Genomic DNA, 22,009 nt, shown 5'->3' on the forward strand with positions numbered 1-22,009 from the left:
AAAAAGCAAACATTGGAGTCGTGAGGTAAATATGGATATGTTGTTAGCAGAAAATTCCCCCATTCGTCAGCAGCTGCTCGAGCAAAAGCTGGTGCAGTTTAAAGACCCGCATCTTGCCCATACGTTATCTACGTTTATTCGCAGTAGTGTCGATCTCTATCCCAGTGCAATCGAAGACTATGCCCAGTTAGGTAACAGCCGACTGGGTGGATTGCCTGATTTGCCTGTCGGCATGGATTATCCGGTGACTTTGGTCGGAAGGGAGGAGATGCTGGATGCTTACGCTGAGGAATTCGACCACACTCGCGAGTATATCGAGGAGCATTACTGTTGGTCGCAAGATTCGGATTGGGACGAGGCTGCGCAAGCCTTCCGTGTGCCTATGCAATTTATCGCACAGCTCAACTGCAGCGACCTGAAGGCGTTTCAATCTTATTTGCCTCGAGAAGGGCGATTGTTGTTCTTTTTGGAGCGCTGGCGATTCTCGGAAATGCTTCGCGGCCATGTCTATTATGTCGCTGAGGATCAACAACTGAACTCTGGAAAAGCGATTGCCGAACCTAAGTTCGACGATGCGGTATGTGCAAACTATGAGTATGAAGAGGCTTATCAACTTCAGGGAATTGCCAGCATTAAGATGATAGCCCCTGACATGATTAATAGTGACAACCCGCATTTAGTAAAGTTAGCCAAGGCACGTTTACAAGCGCTACCAGAACCGCAACAAGCTATGGTGCTGGAGGCCCTAGCGGTTGTGGATGACGAATTGGCATCTGAGTGGCAAGATCAGCTCTACTTCTTTGACCTGATGAAAATGAATAAGCAGGGGTTAATTCCCGGGCAGATTTTCACTCAAGCGCAGTGGGCGGCACTACCTGAATGGCAGTCATCCAACCTGCAGGAATTGCTCGTTCCCGAGCAGCCGCTGCCCTATTTCGATGGGATAGCCAGCATTAATGGCCATGGTGATAGCCGCTATAAAGCACCCGAACTCCGCGCCGCAGCTGAATTAGGCGGCAATGCCGAAGATTATCTAGTACTGTTCAAAGTCGTCTACAGTGAGCATTCTATGCAGTTGAATTTTATTATCCACCAAGCGGATTTAGCGCTAGGCAAATTCGATCGCATTTACTGCATTTATGATTATTAGCGTATTGAAAGGTTGGCTACTGCCAACCTTTTTGTTTGGCGATGCGGGCTACACAGCAATAGGAGTACATCGAGACGATTGAAGGTGTATGTTGCGACCGATTAAAAGAAGAGTCACAAGCACAATTTAGTGCCTTTGAATGAATATGAGTTATAAATGATTGATTCTAGGAGAAATGATTACGACTGAATAGATTGAGCACTTGATGATTATATTTAATTATTTCAATCAGTTAATAGAGATTAGTCAACCTATGCCATTATATGAGGGCATCGTTGCACAGTCTCAGTTGGTTGACCCTCCACTGAAAATCATGGTACCCCTCACGACCTTGATTCAACTTGACCGCCAGGCTGCATTAACGTCTGAGTTCTAACTTGTATTCCTTTTAAGTCCCCGTCATTTTCTCCGTGGTTAGGTCGCAAGACTGACCATAAGGCCGCCACTTACATTCTGCTACTGAGCCACTCGAACTCCTTATACAGACAGGGTGTCGGAATAAATAGTCAGCATATAAAGTATACTTTGTATCATTTTGTGGTTTAATCGAAACATCTGCTGCCGATTTTAGCAACATTTTGGGCGGCGATGCGGTAACAAGGTTGTGAATCGATAATAATAAAGTGACCTCTTGTGAAGGATGACATTTGAGGGAACATGGTCGAGGAGAACTCGCCTATGCGTTCGTGGATGTTAGCGTGTGTGTTTATCTGTACTGCGGGTTTTGGTGGGGCAGCATGGGCAAAACTCGATGTGGTTTTCTTTAATCCTGGGGCTGTCGATGACAGTTTTTGGGGAGATGTCGACCAATTGATGTTGGCGGCATCGACGACACTCGATATTAAACTCGATATCATTCATTCCGATCGCAATCACTTCAAGATGATCACCCAACTCGATGAGTTGTTAGCTTCTGCAAAGGCGTTACCTAATTACGTTATTCTGGTTAATGAAAAACAATCCGCGATAAAAATGCTGCAGGCGCTTTATCCTCACCCTGTCTATGTGCAATTGATTTTAAATGATATTTCCCCTGGCGAGCGTGATGCCCTGCTGCAAGATCCCCATTGGCAAGAATATTTGTTACCCGCCATTATTCCCGATAATTACGCTATTGGTTCGGCGACCGCTAAGGCCTTAATGGATGACTTAGAGGGAAAGGCGGCTAAAGTTCTGTTGATTTCGGGCGATAAATAGACGCCTGCTTCAGTGCTACGAACCCAAGGCGCCAGTGACTATTTCTTTATGCAGTCCAATGCCACTCTGACTCAAACGGTTTATGGCCAATGGAGTGAGGCTGTGGCTTATGGGCAAGCGTTAACCCTGCTGAATCGTTATCCTGATCTGAATGTGATTTGGACCGCCAGTGATCGTATGGCGATTGGGGTGCTTAAGGCATTGAAGGAAAAAGGTTTGGTGTCTGGTAAAGATGTATTTGTCGGTACGATCAATACTTCACCTGAGATTTTACAGCTTTGTCGCCAGCACTCTGTGAGTGTTATTGGTGGCGGGCATTTTTTGGTTGGCGCTTTAGGTTTGGTCGAATTGCAATATTATCAGCAGCATAAAAAATATCTCCCCTATGACAATGTTGCTTTGTTCGGTGTTTTGCAACCAGATTCGGCATTTTATCAAATGTTAGTTGCTCGAGATTGGCCACAGATTTTCCAGTCTCAGATTTTGAATAAGTTGCCCCTCAAGGCGTAATAACAGGTGTACATGAAGCATCGTAATCATTCTATTAGCCACAAGATGACGCTGATTATTATTGGGGTGAGCTCGTTTTTTGCTGTGTTAACTATGCTGGTACAGTTGATTTGGAACTATCAGGATAGTATCGATAATGCGACTTCGGATATCCGCGAGTATTCAGAATCTATTTTGCCAAGCGTGGCTAAGTCACTGTGGGACGTCGACCGTAGCTTGTTATCGGATTTGCTCTCTGGACTGGGGATGATGCCATTAGTGTCGAGTGTACATTTAGACAGTATCGATGGCGTCACTATGCATCTGGGTAAACCTTTGTTAACCGATGATGAGTCGCAAACTCTATTTCACTATCCTGTGACCTATCAAGAGCAGTCGATAGCGACTTTGACCGTAGGGTTAGATACCAATCGGCTTTACTACGAGCTGTGGCGGCAGTTGATTTTTATCGTGCTTGGTAATGGGTTAAAGACCCTATTGATGATTTATTTGATTTTGACCTTAGTGCGACTCATGGTGACAGATAGATTGTCGGCACTGGAAGATTTCACTAATAAAATCAATCTTAACTCGTTAAAAAAGTTATCTGTGCCCGAGACGGTAACCGCAAGACCCGATGAAATAGCCCATGTGGCATTGTCACTTAAAGGTATGTATCAAAGGATACGTAATGATTTAGCCATCAATAAACGTCAGCAACGTGCACTGCAACAACAGCAGCATTTATTGTCTGACTTAGTCAAAGAACGAACTAAAGAATTAGATTGGCAGTCGCAGTCGAATCAATTGTTGGCCGAGATTTCGTTGCAATTTTTGAGCATAGATACCTGCAATGTGGATAAAACCTTAACTGAGGTATGCCACAAAATAGGTCAGTTATTTGATGTTGAAAGGGTGAGTCTTCTCGAATTCCATCAGCAGCATGCCTATTACCGCAGCTTTTGGACCAGTGACTTACACGCAAATAAGGTCCAAGTGATTTCGGTAGATAATATTGCTCAACTGGCTAAAAAATTCGAGACGGAATCGACCTTAGTGATTGAGGATCTTGAGGCGTTAAAGGCTTTTCACCACAGGAATATGAGGTAATGAAATCCGTGGGGATATGTTCGATTGCCGCCTTTGCGATTAAAAATGCTGGGGAGTTATTGGGATTGCTCTCGCTGTCGACTGTGTCGCGGCCATTAAATTGGAACGCCCAGAAAAAGAATATGCTGACCCAATTCGCCTCCGCATTGAACGAGTTACTGCTACGCGAACAGAAAGAGCGTCAGATGATAGTGCTACAACAAGCGCTGGTTGCCGCGAATAGCCAATTAAAGGTGATGGCTGAAACCGATGAATTAACTGGCTTAGCTAATAGACGACCCTTTACTGAAAGATTAGCTACTGTGCTACAAGCTAACACTCCAGCGGGATTGTTAATGTTAGATATCGATTATTTCAAATCCTACAACGACACTTATGGTCATCTTGAAGGCGATACTGTGCTTAAACGGGTGGCTGATGCCTTAGCACAGTGCGATATCCTGCCGCACAATGCTCTATTGGCTCGCATTGGTGGTGAAGAGTTTGCTTTGGTCGTCGAGCAGGTCACGCCAGCACAGTTAACGGCTATTGCTACGCAACTGTGTTATCTCGTTGAGCAACTCAATATTCCCCATCAAGTATCTCCGTTGGCTGTGGTGACGATCAGTATTGGCAGCGTGTTTTTGCCATTAGATAAGATCTCTGGGTTTAAGATGGCCGACGTATTACGCCGCGCCGATGTTTGCCTCTATCGCGCTAAGGATAAAGGTCGCAATAGAGTCGAGGTTGAAGTGATTTAATGGGAGCCGGTTGAAGGTGATTTTACTCTTTCGCCAAGATATCCCAACACGTTGCTGGATTGGCTACTGAGCTTCAAGAGTCTAGGCGCTATGCTGCAAAATTGGAGACATATTCGGTTAGCATCACCACGCCACAGACGTCCTCAATCATGCTAACTAATTGATAACATTTATGTGAAACACAGCTGTAGATAAGTCGCTAAGATAAAAATTACTCAAGGTGAGGTAATATTAGGCGGCAGATGAGATATAATCTGTCGCCTATTGTCGATTTAGCGATGCACTCTGAGTGACATCCATGCTGCCATTCTGGACGTATTTTACGTAACGCAATTAAGCAAAGCCACGACTGCATAGTCAATTCTGTTGGTTTAAATGTACGTTCTAGCAGCTCAATATCAAAGCCACCGCGCTCGGATGTCTAATACCATCGAGTCGAGTAAAATAATTAAATGCTGTATATTCAGTCGTTTCGACATAAAAAATTACTTAAATGATGCAAGTGCATTAGCGCTATGCGTGGGCTGCGAGAGCGGAGTCACGCATAACTCGTGAATTTGCAGATATACTGAGTGCACCCTAAGGATTGTCATCTAAGCGCTCATTCATCTCAGGGGTGAAAGTGGTCAATACAATCTTGTTGTGCAGCGACCAGACAAAGCAAACTTTGCTCAAATACAATGAATTCAACTGACTCGCGAGCAATAAGGCGCGGGTTGGTCCTAGTTAGTCCAGTGTTAAATGAAAGGTGTTACATGAGTCTCTTTGATAACGTGATGATTATATTGTGTCTAATCGGCGCGAGTTGTTTTTTCTCTATGTCAGAAATTGCACTTGCCGCTTCACGTAAAATTCGTTTACGTCAGTTAGCCGATGAGGGCGATGCACGAGCAGAAAAAGTGCTGCAGTTACAAGCCGTTCCCGGTAGCTTTTTTACGGTAGTACAAATTGGTCTTAATGCCGTTGCCATCATGGGCGGTATTGTGGGTGAGTCGGCATTTCGGCCTTACTTCTATCAGTTGCTTTCCCCTTTAGTTGCCGAGCCTTGGCTGAGCCAATTGAGCTTTGTTTTATCCTTCATAACGGTAACCAGCGCCTTTATTTTAGTCGCCGATTTAATGCCAAAACGCATTGCCATGGCGATGCCTGAGCCTGTCGCTTTAGCTGTTGTCGGGCCTATGTCTTTCTGTATTGTGCTATTACGCCCATTAGTATGGTTTTTCAATGGCATGGCGAGTGGTATCTTTAAACTGCTGCAGATCCCAACTGTGCGTAACGATGCTATCACCTCCGACGACATTTATGCCGTCATGAATGCCGGTGCCGAAGCTGGGGTGCTAGATCGCGGTGAGCAACAGATGATGGAAAATGTGTTTGAAATGCAAACCGTTTCTGTGACTTCGGCCATGACGGCCCGTGAAAGCTTAGTGTACTTTTTACTGCAAGACAGTGAAGAAGATATCAAGCGTAAAATTTCTGAAGATCCCCATACTAAGTTCCTCGTCTGCGATGGTCAGTTAGATATGATCAAAGGCTTCGTGGATGCGAAAGAATTGCTGATACGTGTGATTAACGGTGAGAATATCATCTTAAAAGGCAGTAACTTAATCCATACTTCGCTGATCATTCCCGATACGCTGAGCCTGTCAGAAGCGATGGAATACTTTAAAAATAGTCGCGCCGATTTTGCCGTGGTCATGAACGAATACGCCTTAGTGGTGGGGATTGTGACTACTAACGATCTACAGCGCGCCGTAATGGGGGCTTGGTCATTGCACGAGAGCGAAGAGCAGATCATCGCCCGCGATAGTAACTCTTGGTTAGTCGACGGTGTGACGCCTATTACCGACGTAATGCGCGCCTTTGGTATTGAGGAGTTTCCGCATAATCAGAACTACGAAACCATTGCTGGTTTTATGATGTATATGCTGCGTAAAATCCCTAAGCGTACGGATTTCGTGAACTATGCGGGCTATAAATTTGAGGTGGTCGATATCGATTCGTACAAGGTCGATCAGCTATTGGTGACTCGTATCGATCCTATTGATAAGCTCAACTCGCCGGATGTGTAATCCTGTCATCTTGTGTTGATTGCCTTGCGATAGAAATCCTGTGGCAATAGTTCGTTAGCACCAATTTGATAGCAACTGTTTGATAGTGAAGCGGTTCTCTTTAGCTAAGTTTTTAGTTTTTTGAGAGCCGTTTTAGCTTTATATCTCGTTGAAACTCTTCACTCGCACTTTTATTTTGTATTACTTTCCCCGTTTAAATCACATCCAAAAACGCATTAACGATGGGATCATCAAGTCGTTTCACTTTGCAGCAGCAACCTAGCTCGAACGGTGGAATCGCCACTGGCGACGAGAGTAGCTGAATGCGATCTCGCACTGGACTGTTATTGATCACCACTTCGGGGCTCATGCTCACGCCACAACCTAACGCTACCATAGAGGCGATCGCTTCTTGGCCCGAAACTTGGGCGTAAATATTAGGGCTGATGCCCATTTGTTTGAACCAGTTATCGGCGCGGCGCCGTCCTGGGCCGTGATCTGGGATGATAAAGGGCACGCTCGACCAATCTATAGGCGTTTGACTCACTTGTTGCTGTACTGCACAGCGGATCGTCGGTGCGATAATCGACAGCGGCACATCGTCGATTTTGGCAAAGTGTAAGCTGCTGGGAAACGGATCGGGCAGGGCGGCGATGGCGATATCGGCGCGATTCTGCTGCACTTCTGCTAGCGCGTTCGCTGCATCTCCCGTGGTTAAGGCGATTTCGACGAAGGGATGCTCTTGGCGGAATAGATCCAATAAACCCGGTAAATGACTGTAGGCGGCAGTGACCGAGCAATACAGATTTAACCGACCGCGCAGCACGTCCTGCTTGAGATCGATACTGTGCTTGAGTGTGCTCCAATGGTTCAAAGTCTGCTCGGCGAATCGCTTAAATTCGTGTCCCGCGTGGGTTAAGGTCACGCTGCGATTATCCCGCTCTAACAGCTTAGCGTTCACTTCTTCTTCTAATCTTTGCAGTGCTCGGCTTAAGGTCGATGGGCTCACATGCATCTGCTCCGCGGTCTTGGCGAAGTGCAAACTGTCACATAAGTGCAGGTACAATTTGAGGGTACGAATATCCATAACTTATCCTGTTTAGCCTGAGCCTGAGCCTGAGCTTGAGCTTGAGTGCTGCATATTGCCGCCGATGTTGCTGCCAGTGTTACTGAGCGTTATTGCGGCTGACGTTGCGTATAATGCAATATGAAGTTTCGAATATATCATTTTAAGCAATGATAAGCATGGGTTATAGTGATTTCAATCACAACCAAGTCGTAACATTATGTTAGTTTGGTTGCGTCCAAAATTTCTGACTTATAGGTGGTATATCAGATGGCTAACTATTTTAACTCTCTGAATTTACGTCAACAATTAGCACAGCTTGGCCAATGTCGTTTCATGGATCGTTCTGAGTTTAGCGACGGCTGTAACTACATCAAAGATTGGAATATTGTTATTTTAGGTTGTGGTGCTCAAGGTCTTAACCAAGGCTTGAACATGCGTGATTCGGGTCTGAATATCTCTTTTGCCCTGCGTCCTGAAGCGATTGAACAGAAACGTGCCTCATGGCAAAAAGCAACCGATAACGGTTTCCGTGTCGGTACCTTTGAAGAATTAATCCCCGCGGCGGATCTGGTCCTTAACCTGACGCCGGACAAACAGCATTCAAACGTGGTTAACGCGGTTATGCCACTGATGAAGCAAGGCTCTACCTTGTCTTACTCACACGGCTTCAACATCGTTGAAGAGGGTATGCAAGTTCGTTCCGATATCACTGTGGTGATGGTTGCGCCTAAGTGCCCTGGCACTGAAGTGCGTGAAGAATACAAACGTGGTTTTGGTGTGCCTACCCTTATCGCGGTTCACCCAGAAAACGATCCAAACGGTGACGGTTTAGAGATTGCTAAAGCCTATGCTAGCGCAACGGGTGGAGACAGAGCCGGTGTTTTACTGTCGTCTTTCATCGCAGAAGTGAAGTCGGATCTGATGGGCGAGCAAACCATTCTGTGCGGTATGTTGCAGACGGGTGCCATCTTAGGTTACGAGAAAATGATCGCCGATGGCGTTGAGCCAGGCTATGCGGCCAAGCTTATCCAGCAAGGTTGGGAAACGGTCACTGAAGCGCTGAAACACGGCGGCATCACTAACATGATGGACCGTTTGTCTAATCCAGCCAAGATTAAAGCATTTGAAATTGCAGAAGATTTAAAAGAAATTCTGCAACCATTATTTGAAAAGCACATGGATGACATCATCAGCGGCGAATTCTCTCGCACTATGATGGAAGACTGGGCGAACGATGATGCGAACTTACTGCGTTGGAGAGCTGAAACTGGCGAAACAGGTTTCGAAAATGCGCCCGTATCGAGTGAGCATATCGACGAACAAACCTATTTCGACAAAGGTATTTTCCTTGTTGCTATGATCAAAGCGGGTGTGGAACTGGCGTTCGATACTATGGTGTCTGCGGGTATCGTGGAAGAGTCGGCCTATTACGAGTCACTGCACGAAACCCCACTGATCGCTAACACGATTGCCCGTAAGCGTTTGTACGAAATGAACGTAGTGATTTCAGACACAGCCGAATACGGTTGCTACCTGTTCAATCACGCTGCCGTACCTATGCTGCGTGACTATGTTAATGCCATGTCATCTGAGTATTTAGGTGCTGGCCTGAAAGACAGCGCAACCGGTGTCGACAACCTAACGCTCATCGCTGTTAACGAAGCGATTCGTGAAACGGCAGTGGAATATGTTGGTGCTGAGCTTCGCGGTTACATGACAGATATGAAGAGCATTGTTGAGGCTTAAGTGATAGTTAGTTAAGCCCAGCATTGGGGGAGAGGGTTGAGACTCAAAGGACTTGGGTCTCAGCTCAGTTCCCAAGCAAGCTCAAGATAGTGAAACGCGCATCTTGAGCTTGCTTAGTGATGAATCAGCTTAGTGATGAATCAGCTTAGTGATAAATCAGTTAGTGAGAAACAAATTTTTTCCTGTTCAGTGGGTTGTCGAGCGGGCAAAAACGACACAGTTAGTGAGTCTATCGTTCAGTAGGCGCATCGCGCCGACTGAGGCTCAACAGTTAACGTTTTACTTTGTTGTTTTGCATTGTCTCGGCAGGGAAGCTGAATTTTTTTTGACAAAAGATATTTTTTATTGTGTTTGGCTGTCGCTTTATGGTAAAGCTAATAGCTCGCGGTAGGGCAAAGTCCAAAGCGAAACTAACTTTCATGCAATACCCCAATTTTAGAAACACCGATTAGGAATCCATATTGATGTTTAACCAAGCTGCCAAGCTCATTCTCGTGATTATTACCGTCGTGATTATTAAATCACAGCGGGGGCGGCGCATGGCGAACTGATAGACCTAAAAGGTTAAAAGTTTCGAAAGAACCCCCCGCTCCGAAAGGACCGGGGGGTTCTTCGTTTCAGGGCCTAGAGCAAGGTTCTAAGCTTCGAAAGAGTAAAGATTTCGAAAGAGTAAAAAATTAGCGTCGATTTTCGGCAATTCAGGACTAACGTAGCGAGAGAGAATATGGAACCAGGGCAGATGATCAGAGGTGCAGACGCGGTAATCAAAGTGTTAGCAGCACATGGAGTCACCACAGTGTTTGGTTACCCAGGTGGTGCCATTATGCCAATATACGATGCCCTCTATGGAAGCCCTGTTGAACATCTCTTAAGCCGTCACGAACAAGGCGCGGCCTTTGCTGCCGTAGGATACGCAAGAGCCAGCGGTAAAACCGGCGTGTGCTTTGCGACATCAGGCCCTGGTGCGACTAACCTTATCACCTCACTTGCCGATGCGTTGCTAGATTCAGTGCCTATCGTGGCTATCACAGGCCAAGTCTCCACCGCCGTTATCGGCACTGATGCGTTTCAAGAAATCGATGTACTGGGCATGTCACTGAGCTGCACTAAGCACAGCTTTATGGTGACAGACGTCAACGACCTGATCCCAACCTTGTATCAAGCTTTTGAGATCGCCGCATCCGGCCGCCCTGGCCCTGTGTTGGTCGATATCCCGAAGGATATCCAACTTGCTCACCTTGAATACCGTACGCCTTTGCTGGCCGTCATGAACGAACCACAAGCCGAGATGAGTGATATCGAGGCCGCCCGTGCGCTGTTGGCAGAAGCGAAACAACCTATGTTGTATGTCGGCGGCGGTGTGGGCATGGCGGGCGCGGTCGATCAACTGCGTGAGTTTATCAAAGTAACGGGTATACCTTCGGTCGCAACCTTGAAAGGGCTTGGCAGTATCGCCCACGGCACGCCCGGTTACTTAGGCATGTTAGGCATGCATGGTGGCAAAGCGGCTAACTTAGCGGTACAGGATTGTGATTTGCTGATCGTGGTTGGCGCCCGTTTCGACGACAGAGTCACCGGCCGTTTAGCGAGCTTTGCCGACAAGGCCAAAGTGATCCATTTAGACATCGACGCCGCTGAGCTGGGCAAGTTACGTATGCCAGAGGTGGCGATAGCCGGTGACTTACGCCAAATCCTACCCGCCTTAGCCATGTCGATGAACATCACGCCTTGGCAGGCCGAGGTGGAGCATTTATCCCGTAAACACCAATGGGATTATCAACACCCCGGCAGTTTGATTTACGCCCCTGCGCTGCTGCGCCGTTTAGCCAATAAGTTACCCGAGGACAATGTTGTTTGTTGCGATGTGGGCCAGCACCAAATGTGGGTGGCCCAGCATATGTGGTTCCGCCGCCCTGAAGATCATCTGTCCAGCGCGGGCTTAGGCACTATGGGCTTTGGTTTACCCGCGGCCATTGGCGCACAAGTGGCGCGCCCCGATGCGACTGTGGTGACTGTCTCTGGCGATGGTTCTTTTATGATGAATGTGCAGGAGCTGACCACCATCAAGCGCCGTAAGCTGCCGGTGAAAATCGTGCTGGTTGATAACCAAAAGCTTGGCATGGTGAAGCAGTGGCAACAGCTATTTTTTGAAGAGCGCTACAGTGAAACGGATTTATCCGATAACCCTGATTTTGTCTTATTGGCCTCCGCTTTTGATATTCCCGGCCGCACGATTTTTTCTTCCGACGAAGTGGAAGAAGCCTTAACCGAAATGTTAGCGGCTAAGGGCCCGTATTTGTTACACGTTGCAATCGACGATGCTTTTAACGTTTGGCCACTGGTGCCCCCCGGCGCATCAAACAGCGATATGATGGACGAAATGGAGAAACAAACATGATCCACTCTCTGGAATTAACGGTTCAACAACGCCCCGAAGTGCTTGAGCGTGTTTTGCGCGTGACTCGCCATCGCGGCTTTACGATTACCCAAATGCAGATGCGTATGAATGACGACGCTAGCCTGTCGCTGGATATGGAGGTCGATAGCGAACGTGCCATCGAACTGTTAAGTAATCAGTTGAATAAACTGATTGATGTGACCCAGTGTAAGGTATTGTTACCTCTGAGCTTGCAACAAACGGCGAATGCTTAAGCATTCGTCATGTGAATTAAGAATACGATTTTCGATTTGAGATAAAGGATACAGTCAATGCCAAAGTTACGTTCAGCTACCAGTACCGAAGGCCGCAATATGGCGGGTGCCCGTGCGCTATGGCGCGCCACAGGGGTGAAAGACAATGATTTTGGTAAGCCAATTATCGCCATTGCCAACTCCTTTACTCAGTTTGTACCGGGTCATGTGCACTTAAAAGACATGGGCTCACTCGTCGCGAGCGCCATCGAAGAAGCGGGCGGTATCGCCAAAGAATTCAATACGATCGCAGTCGATGACGGTATCGCCATGGGCCACGGCGGCATGCTTTACAGTCTGCCATCGCGCGAGCTTATCGCCGACAGTGTGGAATACATGGTTAACGCCCACTGCGCCGATGCTTTAGTGTGTATCTCCAACTGCGACAAGATCACCCCCGGCATGTTGATGGCGGCGCTGCGCCTCAATATTCCCGTCGTATTTGTGTCTGGTGGACCGATGGAAGCGGGTAAAACTAAGCTGTCGGATAAGCTCATCAAGCTCGATTTAGTCGATGCAATGGTGGCGGGCGCCGACTCGAACGTGAGCGATGAAGACAGTGCCAAAATCGAGCGTAGCGCGTGCCCAACCTGCGGTTCTTGTTCGGGTATGTTTACCGCCAACTCAATGAACTGTTTAACCGAAGCACTAGGATTATCGCTGCCGGGTAACGGTTCTATGCTGGCAACCCACGCCGATCGCCGCGAGCTGTTTTTGGAAGCGGGTCGCCGCGTGATGGCGCTGGCAAAACGTTATTATCATCAAGATGATGAATCGGCATTGCCACGCAATATCGCTAACTTTAAAGCCTTCGAAAATGCCATGACCTTAGATATCGCCATGGGCGGCTCATCTAATACCGTTTTGCATTTATTGGCCGCCGCGCAGGAAGCTGATGTTGACTTTACCATGGCGGATATTGACCGCATGTCGCGCCTGGTGCCGCACCTTTGTAAAGTTGCACCATCAACGCCTAAATATCATATGGAAGACGTGCACCGTGCGGGTGGGGTGATGGGGATTTTAGGTGAGCTAGACAGAGCCGGATTACTGCATACCGATGTGTTTCATGTGGCGGCCGATGAAGGTGGCAATTTGAAGTCTGTATTGGCGAAATACGATGTGATGCAGACGCAAGATGAAAAAGTAAAACACTTCTTTATGGCGGGACCTGCGGGGATTCCGACCACTAAAGCCTTTAGCCAAGATTGTCGCTGGCCGTCACTGGATAATGACAGACAAGAAGGCTGTATCCGTAGCCGCGAGTTTGCCTTCAGCCAAGAGGGCGGGCTTGCCGTATTGTCGGGCAACGTGGCCGAAAACGGCTGTATCGTTAAAACGGCGGGCGTGGATGAATCGAATCTGACCTTCATCGGCTCGGCGCGCGTCTATGAAAGCCAAGATGATGCCGTGGCGGGTATTTTAGGCGGCGAAGTGGTGGCGGGTGATGTGGTTGTTATTCGTTATGAAGGCCCGAAAGGCGGCCCGGGTATGCAAGAAATGTTGTATCCGACCAGTTACTTAAAATCACGCGGTTTAGGCAAGGCCTGCGCGCTGATAACCGACGGTCGTTTCTCCGGTGGCACTTCAGGTTTATCTATCGGCCACGTCTCACCCGAAGCTGCCGCTGGCGGTACGATCGCCTTGATTGAAAATGGCGATCGCATCGAAATTGATATACCAAAGCGCAGCATCAAGCTGGCGGTAAGCGATACTGAACTCAATGCTCGCCGTGAAAAAATGCACAGTCTTGGCCCAATGGCGTGGAAACCTATTGGTCGCCAGCGTTATGTATCACTCGCGCTTAAGGCCTATGCCATGCTCGCCACCAGTGCCGACAAGGGCGCGGTGCGCGATCGCAGTAAACTGGAGGACTAATTATGTTTACTGCATCTATGTTGCCACTTGCATCGCAAACTCAGGCGGATTTAGCCCATTTTCAGTTGGCACAAAGCTATCTGCAAAAAATCCTGTTGTCATCCGTGTATGACATAGCGAAAGTGACGCCGCTTTCAAGCATGAACAAGTTATCGGCGCGTTTAGGTTGTCAGGTATTTTTGAAGCGCGAAGATATGCAGCCAGTGCATTCCTTCAAGTTACGCGGTGCCTATAACCGTATCGCCCAGCTGACGAAAGAAGAATGCCAGCGCGGCGTGGTGTGCGCTTCGGCAGGCAATCATGCCCAAGGTGTAGCTATGTCAGCGGCGAGTCGCGGTGTGGATGCTGTGATTGTGATGCCCGAGACAACGCCCGATATCAAAGTCGATGCGGTGCGCCGTTTAGGTGGCAACGTGGTATTGCACGGCCAAGCCTTCGATCAAGCCAATGGTTTTGCGATGGCGATGGCCAAAGAAGAGGGCCGAGTCTATATCGCGCCTTTCGACGATGAAGCTGTGATCGCAGGCCAAGGCACTATCGCCCAAGAGATGTTGCAGCAGCAGCGCGATCTCGAAGTGGTATTTGTGCCCGTGGGCGGCGGCGGTTTAATCGCGGGTATCGCAGCCTATTACAAGGCGGTGATGCCGCAGGTGAAAATTGTCGGTGTCGAGCCAGAAGACGCCGCCTGTTTAAAGGCAGCGATGGAAGCGGGCGAACCTGTGACGCTGGCGCAAGTCGGTTTATTTGCCGATGGCGTGGCGGTTAAACGTATCGGCACTGAGCCGTTTCGAGTCGCGAAACTTTATGTCGATGAAGTAGTGACTGTCACTTCGGATGAAATCTGCGCTGCGGTGAAAGATATCTTCGAAGACACCCGTGCGATCGCCGAACCCGCAGGGGCCTTGTCCTTAGCTGGGCTTAAAAAATATGTCAGCGCTAATGCCAATGGTGATTGCGGCAATGGTGAAAAGGTCGCGGCGATTTTAAGTGGCGCCAATGTGAATTTTCACAGTCTGCGTTATGTGTCGGAACGCTGTGAGCTTGGCGAGCAAAAAGAAGCGGTACTGGCGGTGAAAGTCCCTGAGCGTCCGGGAAGTTTCTTAACATTCTGTGAGTTGCTCGATAAGCGGGTGATGACAGAGTTTAACTATCGTTTCAGTAGTCGTGATCTTGCCGTGGTGTTTGCCGGCATTCGCTTAAGCCGAGGCCAAGGTGAGCTAGAACAAATCATTGCCACCTTAGAGGCTAATGGTTTTGAAGTTCAGGATTTATCCGGGGATGAAACCGCGAAATTGCATGTGCGTTATATGGTCGGTGGTCATCCACCAGAGCCTTTAGAGGAGCGTTTGTTTAGCTTCGAGTTCCCTGAACATCCCGGTGCGCTGCTGAAGTTTTTAACTACCTTGCAGAGTAAATGGAACATTAGCTTGTTCCATTATCGCAACCACGGCGCGGCCTTTGGCCGAGTGCTGGCGGGGTTTGAAGTACCCGCGAGTGATGCTTTGCCGTTCCAACAGTTTTTAACTGAGTTGGGTTTTGTCTATCAAGAGGAAACTCAAAGTCCTGCCTATCAGCTGTTTTTAAATGCGGGTAACGGCAACAAGGCGTTACAACCTTAGCTATCTCTGCATGTGGCGCTTATGTTAGTCATAACTAAGGCTAAAGGAGGAGCGCACAGGCGCTCCTTTTTGTGGTAGTTTTGTAGACTTAATACTCTAGCCGCCGATTAGCGCGCCACAGTTAAGTCGCTGACTTAATCCGCTGACGATTGGCTAACGAATAATAACTAGACTTCGACCTACACCTACACGCATTAAGGAGACATGATGTTACCAGCACCGCGTTTTACCGCTTTTAATCCTCCTCGCCGTATTTTAATGGGCCCTGGCCCGTCGGATGTTTATCCCGAAGTGCTTGCGGCGCAGTCCAGACCTACGGTTGGCCACTTAGATCCGCTGTTTGTGGGCATGATGGATGAGCTTAAGAGTCTGATCCAATACGCCTTCCAAACTAAAAACGAAATGACCATGGCGGTATCAGCGCCGGGCAGTGCGGGCATGGAAACCTGTTTCGTTAACTTAGTCGAGCCGGGTGAGAAGGTGATTGTCTGTCGTAACGGTGTGTTTGGTGAGCGTATGCGCCAAAACGTCGAGCGTATGGGCGCCATTGCCGTGCTGGTGGACAATGAGTGGGGCACACCTGTTGATCCTGCAGCGGTTGAAGCGGCACTGAAAGCCAATCCAGATGCCAAATTTTTAGCCTTTGTGCACGCCGAAACCTCAACTGGCGCGCTGTCCGATGCAAAAAACCTGTGCGCATTAGCTAAAACCTATGGTTGTTTGAGCATAGTTGATGCGGTCACTTCCCTTGGCGGCGTCGAATTAAGAGTTGATGAATGGGGCATAGATGCTATTTATTCTGGCAGTCAAAAGTGTCTCTCCTGTGTACCGGGTTTATCGCCTGTGTCTTTCTCGAGCGCAGCGGTAGAAAAACTCAAGAATCGTAAAACCCCAGTGCAAAGTTGGTTCCTCGATCAAAGTCTTGTGATGGCCTATTGGACCAGCGCGGGCGGCAAACGCAGTTATCATCACACTGCGCCAGTGAACGCGCTTTATGCACTGCATGAATCCCTGCGTATTTTGGCGGCCGAAGGCTTAGAGAATGCATGGCAACGCCATCACGAAATGCATTTAGTGCTGCGTGCTGGGCTGGAAAAGTTAGGGCTTAATTTTGTGGTTGCCGAAGATTATCGCCTACCGCAGCTGAATACGGTTTATATCCCCGCAGGTGTGGATGATGCCGCAGTGCGCACTCGTTTGCTGAAGGATTACAACCTCGAAATCGGTGCAGGCCTTGGCGCCCTTGCGGGTAAAGCATGGCGTATCGGTCTAATGGGCTTTGGTGCCCGCCGTGAGAATGTTTCTTTATGCCTCAAGGCATTAGAAGAAGTGTTGAACTAATATGCCAAAATTACGCCTTGCTCTTTGCGGCCTAATGATCGCTTTGCTCAGTGCTTGTTCAGTGAATAATACGAGCAATGTCTCCTGCGATTTTGTGCGCGGAACCAACAATAATCAAAGCATGCGCGATGCGAGCGGCCACGATACGGGCAGCGCCGATGAGCGGCAAAAAGATGTCGGTATCGGCTTCTTGAATGTCATCTTCGGCGGCATCAGTCGAGCACTTTCTTCCGATGATTCATCGGATGGAAAGTGTTTGTAACTTAGTTAGTTTTAGTGGTTTTGATTAAACGAAAATCCCCGCAATGCGGGGATTTTTTAATTTTGTTAATAAAGTCGCTTTTGGCAGCAGGTAATATTGATTTAGCACTGTCATTCCAGTGATTCGCCGACTTTAGTTTAAAAAAATAAGTTGATCCTATCGGCCCTACGGCGGCATCTGCTATATATGGCTAGATTTATAACAAGACTAGAATGTCGCGAACACATGGATGTGAATGAGCGACCATGCCGCCAACGGTCACTTCCACGACAGTGCTTAATCCCGTTAAACCCTTGGTATGCCTGATAGTCTGTTATTTATAATTATGCATTCCGAGAATTTAACAATTGGTGGCTCGTTAAGCTTTTTTGACTTGCGAAGGAATATTATGGCTAGCAACAGAGTAAAACGATGTTTAAAATAAATTTAAGTTTGCGCTAATGCTTTCTTAGAGACATTAAACTTTTAACCTATTACAGGGTAGTGATTTTGAGTACAAATCTACAGCCATTTTTTATTGTGCAATCAGATCCTGATGGTAAGGGAATACCGTATTTTATGGATAAACATTGGACTCCTGAGCTACCTGACTATGAGTTTTATGACTCACCACCATGTGAGGTTGATTTTTTTAATGCTTATTCTCTTAAAGCAAAAACATATCAACTGAATGGTGATTATTTGGTTGATGAAAATTTAGTTTCTAATGAAATGTTATACTTGTGTGAAAAATTAAATGTTAAGTGTATTCGTATTCCTGTCGATATTAACTTGCATCGAGGATTTCGTCCGCAGAAAAAGTACTTTTTATTTTTTCCACTAAGTTATTTGTCTATCTTAGATAAGGATGAGTCCACTTATGCTATCTCGATTGACTTAGATTCTGGAAAATTGAACACGCAAGAGGAACGTGGGTTAAAGAAGACATATTATGAGTCTATAGATAAATTTAAAATAAAGAATAATATACGTGAACATTTATTCTTTTGTAACGAGATAGCGGCTTCTGTATGTTCTATTCAGTTTAAAAATGAGTACGAAGCTCTTGGTTTAACAGGGGTGAGTTTTAAGGAGATAAATGAACATTATCAGTATTCTGCATGGAGCTGAGTGCATCATAAAATGAAAATATTGAAGCTAAGTACAAGGAGTGAATAATGGACTGGATTGAGTTAGAAGAAAAATGCTTTGAAATTACATACGATACAATCAAGATGTTATTGTTAGAAAATAAAGATGAGGCATTCTATGCGGTATCTCTTTACACTGACAGTAGTGCCATGTCAGCATCATTAAGTGCTAGCTCTGAGGGTAAGCTTAAAAGCATTCTCGTTGCTGAAGAAGATCAGAGCATAGAGTGTGAAAATTACTATAGATGGGTAGTATCTGAGTGGTTTTATGATGGATATAATGCGGGAGCCTTCTCCAAAATAAGTAAGATGCTTCGAGAGGACTCATCTCGAGAAATAAACTTTGCAAAGTTTAAAAATGAACTAATTAAGACATTATCAAATGTACTAATCAGAATAAAAAGAGAACTGCCTATTGAGCTAAATTCGACAGTGTGTTTTGTTTCAATTACTGACGACGATGAGTCTGAGGAAATAGAAAACTCTTCTGCAAAATTAATAAACGATGCCCCCCTTTTAATGGCATTTATTTTAAGATTTGACTAATTAACCGTACAGGTTTATCTATAAGAATAGAAAAATAATCTCTTTTTAAAAAAGATGAAAAAATATAGGAAAAACGCATCTTTTCTTCATGGAGATTATTCTAAATTTTCTTCATGGAGATTATTCTAAATCTTGATTCAAAAGATATGACTGCTGAGATGGTTACCCCTATCTGGGGATTGGACTTCGGTTTGGGTCGTTCTGGCTATCAGAATGTACGGTAGTTTATGGGATTAAGCACTGGAATGTAAGTGACCGTTGGCGGCATGGTCGCTCATTCACATTCATGTGATCGCGACATTCGTATGTCCATATACAGCAGATGCAGCCGTCGAGCCCTCAGGGATGACTTATTTTTAAACCAAAGTTGGCGCGTGACTGGAATGACAGTACTAATCGCAACTCACTAAATATGCACAGGACAATCAGCCTTCGCTTTTTGCTAATTGACATATAATGTCATCCCGCTATTATGGCAGCACCTCAGATTACACGAACAAGATCCTATAAATGAAAAAGTTATTTATTATGCTGGCGATGATTTTTGCGGTTAGCTTAGTTACTAGCCCAGTCGTTGAAGCGAAAAAATTCGGCGGTAGTAAATCTATCGGCAAAAGCCATCAAACGGCTCCGGCTCAACCAGCGGCGACTAACACACCGACTACGGCGCCAGCGGGAGCGCCGGGCAAAAAAGGTATGATGGGCGGCATGTTAGGCGGTTTATTAGCAGGTGGCTTATTGGCTGCGCTGTTTATGGGCGGTGGTTTTGAAAATATTCAAATCATGGATATTTTGATTATCGGTTTGCTGGCATTCGTGCTATTCAAAATCGTCCGTACTGTGATGGCCTCAAAAGCGGGTGCGCAGCCAAGACCAGCCTATGCGGGTGCTGGCCAACCCAATCCAAATATGCAGCGTCAACAGACTGAACAAACAGGTTTTGCCACCAATACAAACAGCGGCAGCAATGGTTTTGGCCAAGCGACAAGCGCAGTTCCCTTCGATTTGCCTGCCGGTTTTGATTTACCAAGCTTTTTGGAAGGCGCTCGTAGTCACTACAAAACCCTGCAATTGGCGTGGAATGAAAACGACTTAAGCAAAATCCAAGAGTATGTTGCTATTGATCTTTACAATGAACTCAGCAACCAACGTCGCGAGTTAGTGGGCGATCAGCACACAGAAGTGATGTTTTTGGATGCAGAACTTGTCCGCGCCACACACAATGCAAATCTTGCGGAAGTGAGTGTTAAATTTAGCGGCCGCTATCGCGATACCGTTGAAGGTGTAGAAGAGGACATTAAGGAAGTATGGCATTTGGAGCGTAACGTAGCGCAAGCCAACTCACCTTGGTTAATCGTGGGTATCGAACAGTAATCAGCTCAGTGTTTAAAGCAGCCTTAATCTCTTAAGGCTGCTGTTTACATCCCCTTTCGTTTCAATCCAGCCTTCCCTAACAGTTCAACGTCATCGATAGATTGAAAAAATCCGGCTGTCATCGCATTCACTATTGGCGGCAGCAAGACTTTGCTGATTATTTTAAAGTAGTTAATTAGTGCATCAATTGCTAAATAAAAAATCCCCGCACTTAGCCTGTCTCTTGATCACATCTTTTGCTCAAGAGACAAGGCTAGCTGGTAACCTTCAAGGATGGTTTGCAGTTTAAACCATCCTTGCCATAACCTTTCCCAGCCTACAATTCCGCTTCGTTTGCTGTCATTCCAGCCCGCGAGTTTTCCTAATCTTAGATAAGCCCAATGCACACTGGGGACTTGTTCGGGCGGTTGGCTTTTTTCCGTCTTTAGCCATAACAACTTCCAGGCCAATGGGCTTAACAGGGTATCGCAAGGCCGTTTTTTCGCTTGTTCAGCTTGGCCTGCGTAACAACGTAGTTGCTGGATACGTGTGGCGATAAATGCCAGAATCACAATCATCCGCTCCAAATTATCTTTGCTTTGCATCCGTAAGTCTTCCACCTGCGTTCCGCCCGTTTTCCAGGATTTATGGAAGTCTTCAATCAGCCAGCGGCGCTCGTAGTAGTCAAGAATTTGCTGCGCCTGCTCTGCTGTTGTGATTACCTCAGTGGTCAGCAGGTGCCAACAGAGGCCATCTGCGCTGTCTTTCTCCTGACAACCCACATAAAACAGCGGCACAGACTGGCCCGTTTTATTCGCCGGAACCTTCACGGTAATGGGCGCAAAGCGGATATCACAGTGCGCAACTCTGGCTTTGCGACCGCCTTTTTGTTGCACCTGTACCATCCGCTCACCGGCACTTTGCAGCGTCTCACTAAACGCATAGAGTTTGTGCTGGTCTTCTTCAATACAGCGGCTTTGCATCGAGCGCACAATAAACCGTTGTTGTGTATCGGTTTTAAAGCGCAGGTATTCGATGATATCGGCTTCACGGTCACAAACCGAAATCACCTTCTGCATCTGTGGTCCCAAGCGAGTCGCCATCGCTGCTGAAGCCCGTTGCCATTTGTAACTTTCTTTCTGTTCATAATCACGTTTGGCACGTTGTTTTTTCTGGCCATAGGCCTCGCGGTCGCGTGCCCAGCGATGCTGCTCAATCAGTCCAACGACCTGCTGCGCCTTGGGTGCAAACAAGAAAACCGTGTGCGCTTCCAGCCCACTGGAATGTTTATGGGCTGTGGTGTGTCCAAGTTCTGCAGCGACACTTTGATGGGTGAATTCCAATGACGTGGTGTCTTCCAGCGCCAGTAGGCAATCAAATGGTTCGCAGGCTTGCACTGTGGCAGCAAAACCTGCCTCAGCAATCGCTGCCGGACTGATATGCTCGTTACGGACAAAGCGATAAGCGGCTTCAATGTCTGCACTGGATGAAAGAGATTGCACGATAGATTGTCCTGTATGAGCTGCAAGTTGAGCCGCCAACTGTACAAGCCGTTTGGTCCTTCGTACATCCCCTAATTTTGCGCGCTGAAAAATGCTCTGTGCCCAGAGTGATGGTTCACTTAAAAACATGGCATG

14 protein-coding genes and 2 pseudogenes are annotated in these 22,009 nt (G+C 47.0%); 14 read left to right on the forward strand and 2 right to left on the reverse strand.

The features are described from left to right. Positions 1–31 precede the first annotated feature (31 nt). The 4 genes and pseudogenes from L5M29_RS14720 (at position 32) to L5M29_RS14740 (ending at position 6,758) form a co-directional block, all read left to right on the forward strand. Positions 32–1,150 (forward strand): YwqG family protein, encoded by a 1,119-nt coding sequence (locus tag L5M29_RS14720; RefSeq protein WP_263168416.1) that lies wholly within the window; start codon positions 32–34, stop codon positions 1,148–1,150. A 678-nt stretch (positions 1,151–1,828) separates the two neighbouring features. Further along, positions 1,829–2,857 (forward strand): annotated as a pseudogene (locus L5M29_RS23760) (ABC transporter substrate-binding protein). Positions 2,858–2,902: 45 nt separating this feature from the next. After that, positions 2,903–4,686 (forward strand): annotated as a pseudogene (locus L5M29_RS14735) (GGDEF domain-containing protein). A 755-nt stretch (positions 4,687–5,441) separates the two neighbouring features. Next, positions 5,442–6,758 carry a hemolysin family protein gene (locus tag L5M29_RS14740; RefSeq protein ID WP_105250472.1) on the forward strand — a complete coding sequence of 439 codons (1,317 nt, stop codon included), beginning with the start codon at positions 5,442–5,444 and terminating at the stop codon, positions 6,756–6,758. A 193-nt stretch (positions 6,759–6,951) separates the two neighbouring features. Here L5M29_RS14740 and ilvY read toward each other — a convergent pair whose 3' ends face one another. Further along, on the reverse strand, positions 6,952–7,824 hold the full coding sequence (gene ilvY / locus L5M29_RS14745; protein ID WP_105250471.1) for an HTH-type transcriptional activator IlvY: 873 nt from the start codon (positions 7,822–7,824) through the stop codon (positions 6,952–6,954). 249 nt (positions 7,825–8,073) lie between these two features. Here ilvY and ilvC point away from each other — a divergent pair, with 249 nt between their 5' ends. The 10 genes from ilvC (at position 8,074) to L5M29_RS14795 (ending at position 20,393) form a co-directional block, all read left to right on the forward strand. Next, positions 8,074–9,552 carry a ketol-acid reductoisomerase gene (ilvC, locus tag L5M29_RS14750; RefSeq protein ID WP_131524931.1) on the forward strand — a complete coding sequence of 493 codons (1,479 nt, stop codon included), beginning with the start codon at positions 8,074–8,076 and terminating at the stop codon, positions 9,550–9,552. Between the two features lie 724 nt (positions 9,553–10,276). Continuing rightward, positions 10,277–11,950: an acetolactate synthase 2 catalytic subunit gene (gene ilvG / locus L5M29_RS14755; protein ID WP_011790989.1), complete on the forward strand. Its 1,674-nt coding sequence runs from the start codon at positions 10,277–10,279 to the stop codon at positions 11,948–11,950. Beyond that, on the forward strand, positions 11,947–12,204 hold the full coding sequence (gene ilvM, locus L5M29_RS14760) for an acetolactate synthase 2 small subunit (RefSeq protein ID WP_006083459.1): 258 nt from the start codon (positions 11,947–11,949) through the stop codon (positions 12,202–12,204). The genes ilvG and ilvM overlap by 4 nt, the downstream gene beginning before the upstream one ends. 57 nt (positions 12,205–12,261) lie before the next feature. Continuing rightward, a complete protein-coding gene (gene ilvD / locus L5M29_RS14765; protein ID WP_263141166.1) occupies positions 12,262–14,121 on the forward strand; it encodes a dihydroxy-acid dehydratase in 1,860 nt (619 codons plus the stop codon). A gap of 17 nt (positions 14,122–14,138) precedes the next feature. Beyond that, positions 14,139–15,740 (forward strand): threonine ammonia-lyase, biosynthetic, encoded by a 1,602-nt coding sequence (gene ilvA, locus L5M29_RS14770; protein ID WP_263168464.1) that lies wholly within the window; start codon positions 14,139–14,141, stop codon positions 15,738–15,740. A 207-nt stretch (positions 15,741–15,947) separates the two neighbouring features. Beyond that, entirely contained in the window at positions 15,948–17,081 is a 1,134-nt protein-coding gene (locus tag L5M29_RS14775) for a pyridoxal-phosphate-dependent aminotransferase family protein (RefSeq protein WP_263168422.1), read from the forward strand. Between the two features lies 1 nt (position 17,082). Further along, entirely contained in the window at positions 17,083–17,343 is a 261-nt protein-coding gene (locus tag L5M29_RS14780) for a hypothetical protein (protein WP_263168423.1), read from the forward strand. Between the two features lie 489 nt (positions 17,344–17,832). After that, complete coding sequence (locus L5M29_RS14785; RefSeq protein WP_263168424.1) at positions 17,833–18,453, forward strand: imm11 family protein; 621 nt, start codon at positions 17,833–17,835, stop codon at positions 18,451–18,453. Between the two features lie 47 nt (positions 18,454–18,500). Then, complete coding sequence (locus L5M29_RS14790) at positions 18,501–19,019, forward strand: DUF4303 domain-containing protein (protein WP_263168426.1); 519 nt, start codon at positions 18,501–18,503, stop codon at positions 19,017–19,019. Between the two features lie 510 nt (positions 19,020–19,529). After that, positions 19,530–20,393, forward strand: a complete 864-nt coding sequence (locus L5M29_RS14795; protein WP_263168428.1) for a Tim44 domain-containing protein — start codon at positions 19,530–19,532, stop codon at positions 20,391–20,393. A 227-nt stretch (positions 20,394–20,620) separates the two neighbouring features. On the opposite strand, the gene L5M29_RS14800 is transcribed toward L5M29_RS14795, so the two are convergent. Next, positions 20,621–22,003, reverse strand: coding sequence for an IS4 family transposase (locus tag L5M29_RS14800; RefSeq protein WP_263168430.1), 1,383 nt, complete (start codon positions 22,001–22,003; stop codon positions 20,621–20,623). Positions 22,004–22,009: the final 6 nt, after the last annotated feature.

The sequence above is a fragment of the Shewanella sp. SM95 genome, assembly GCF_025653595.1.
GTDB lineage: Bacteria > Pseudomonadota > Gammaproteobacteria > Enterobacterales > Shewanellaceae > Shewanella > Shewanella oncorhynchi.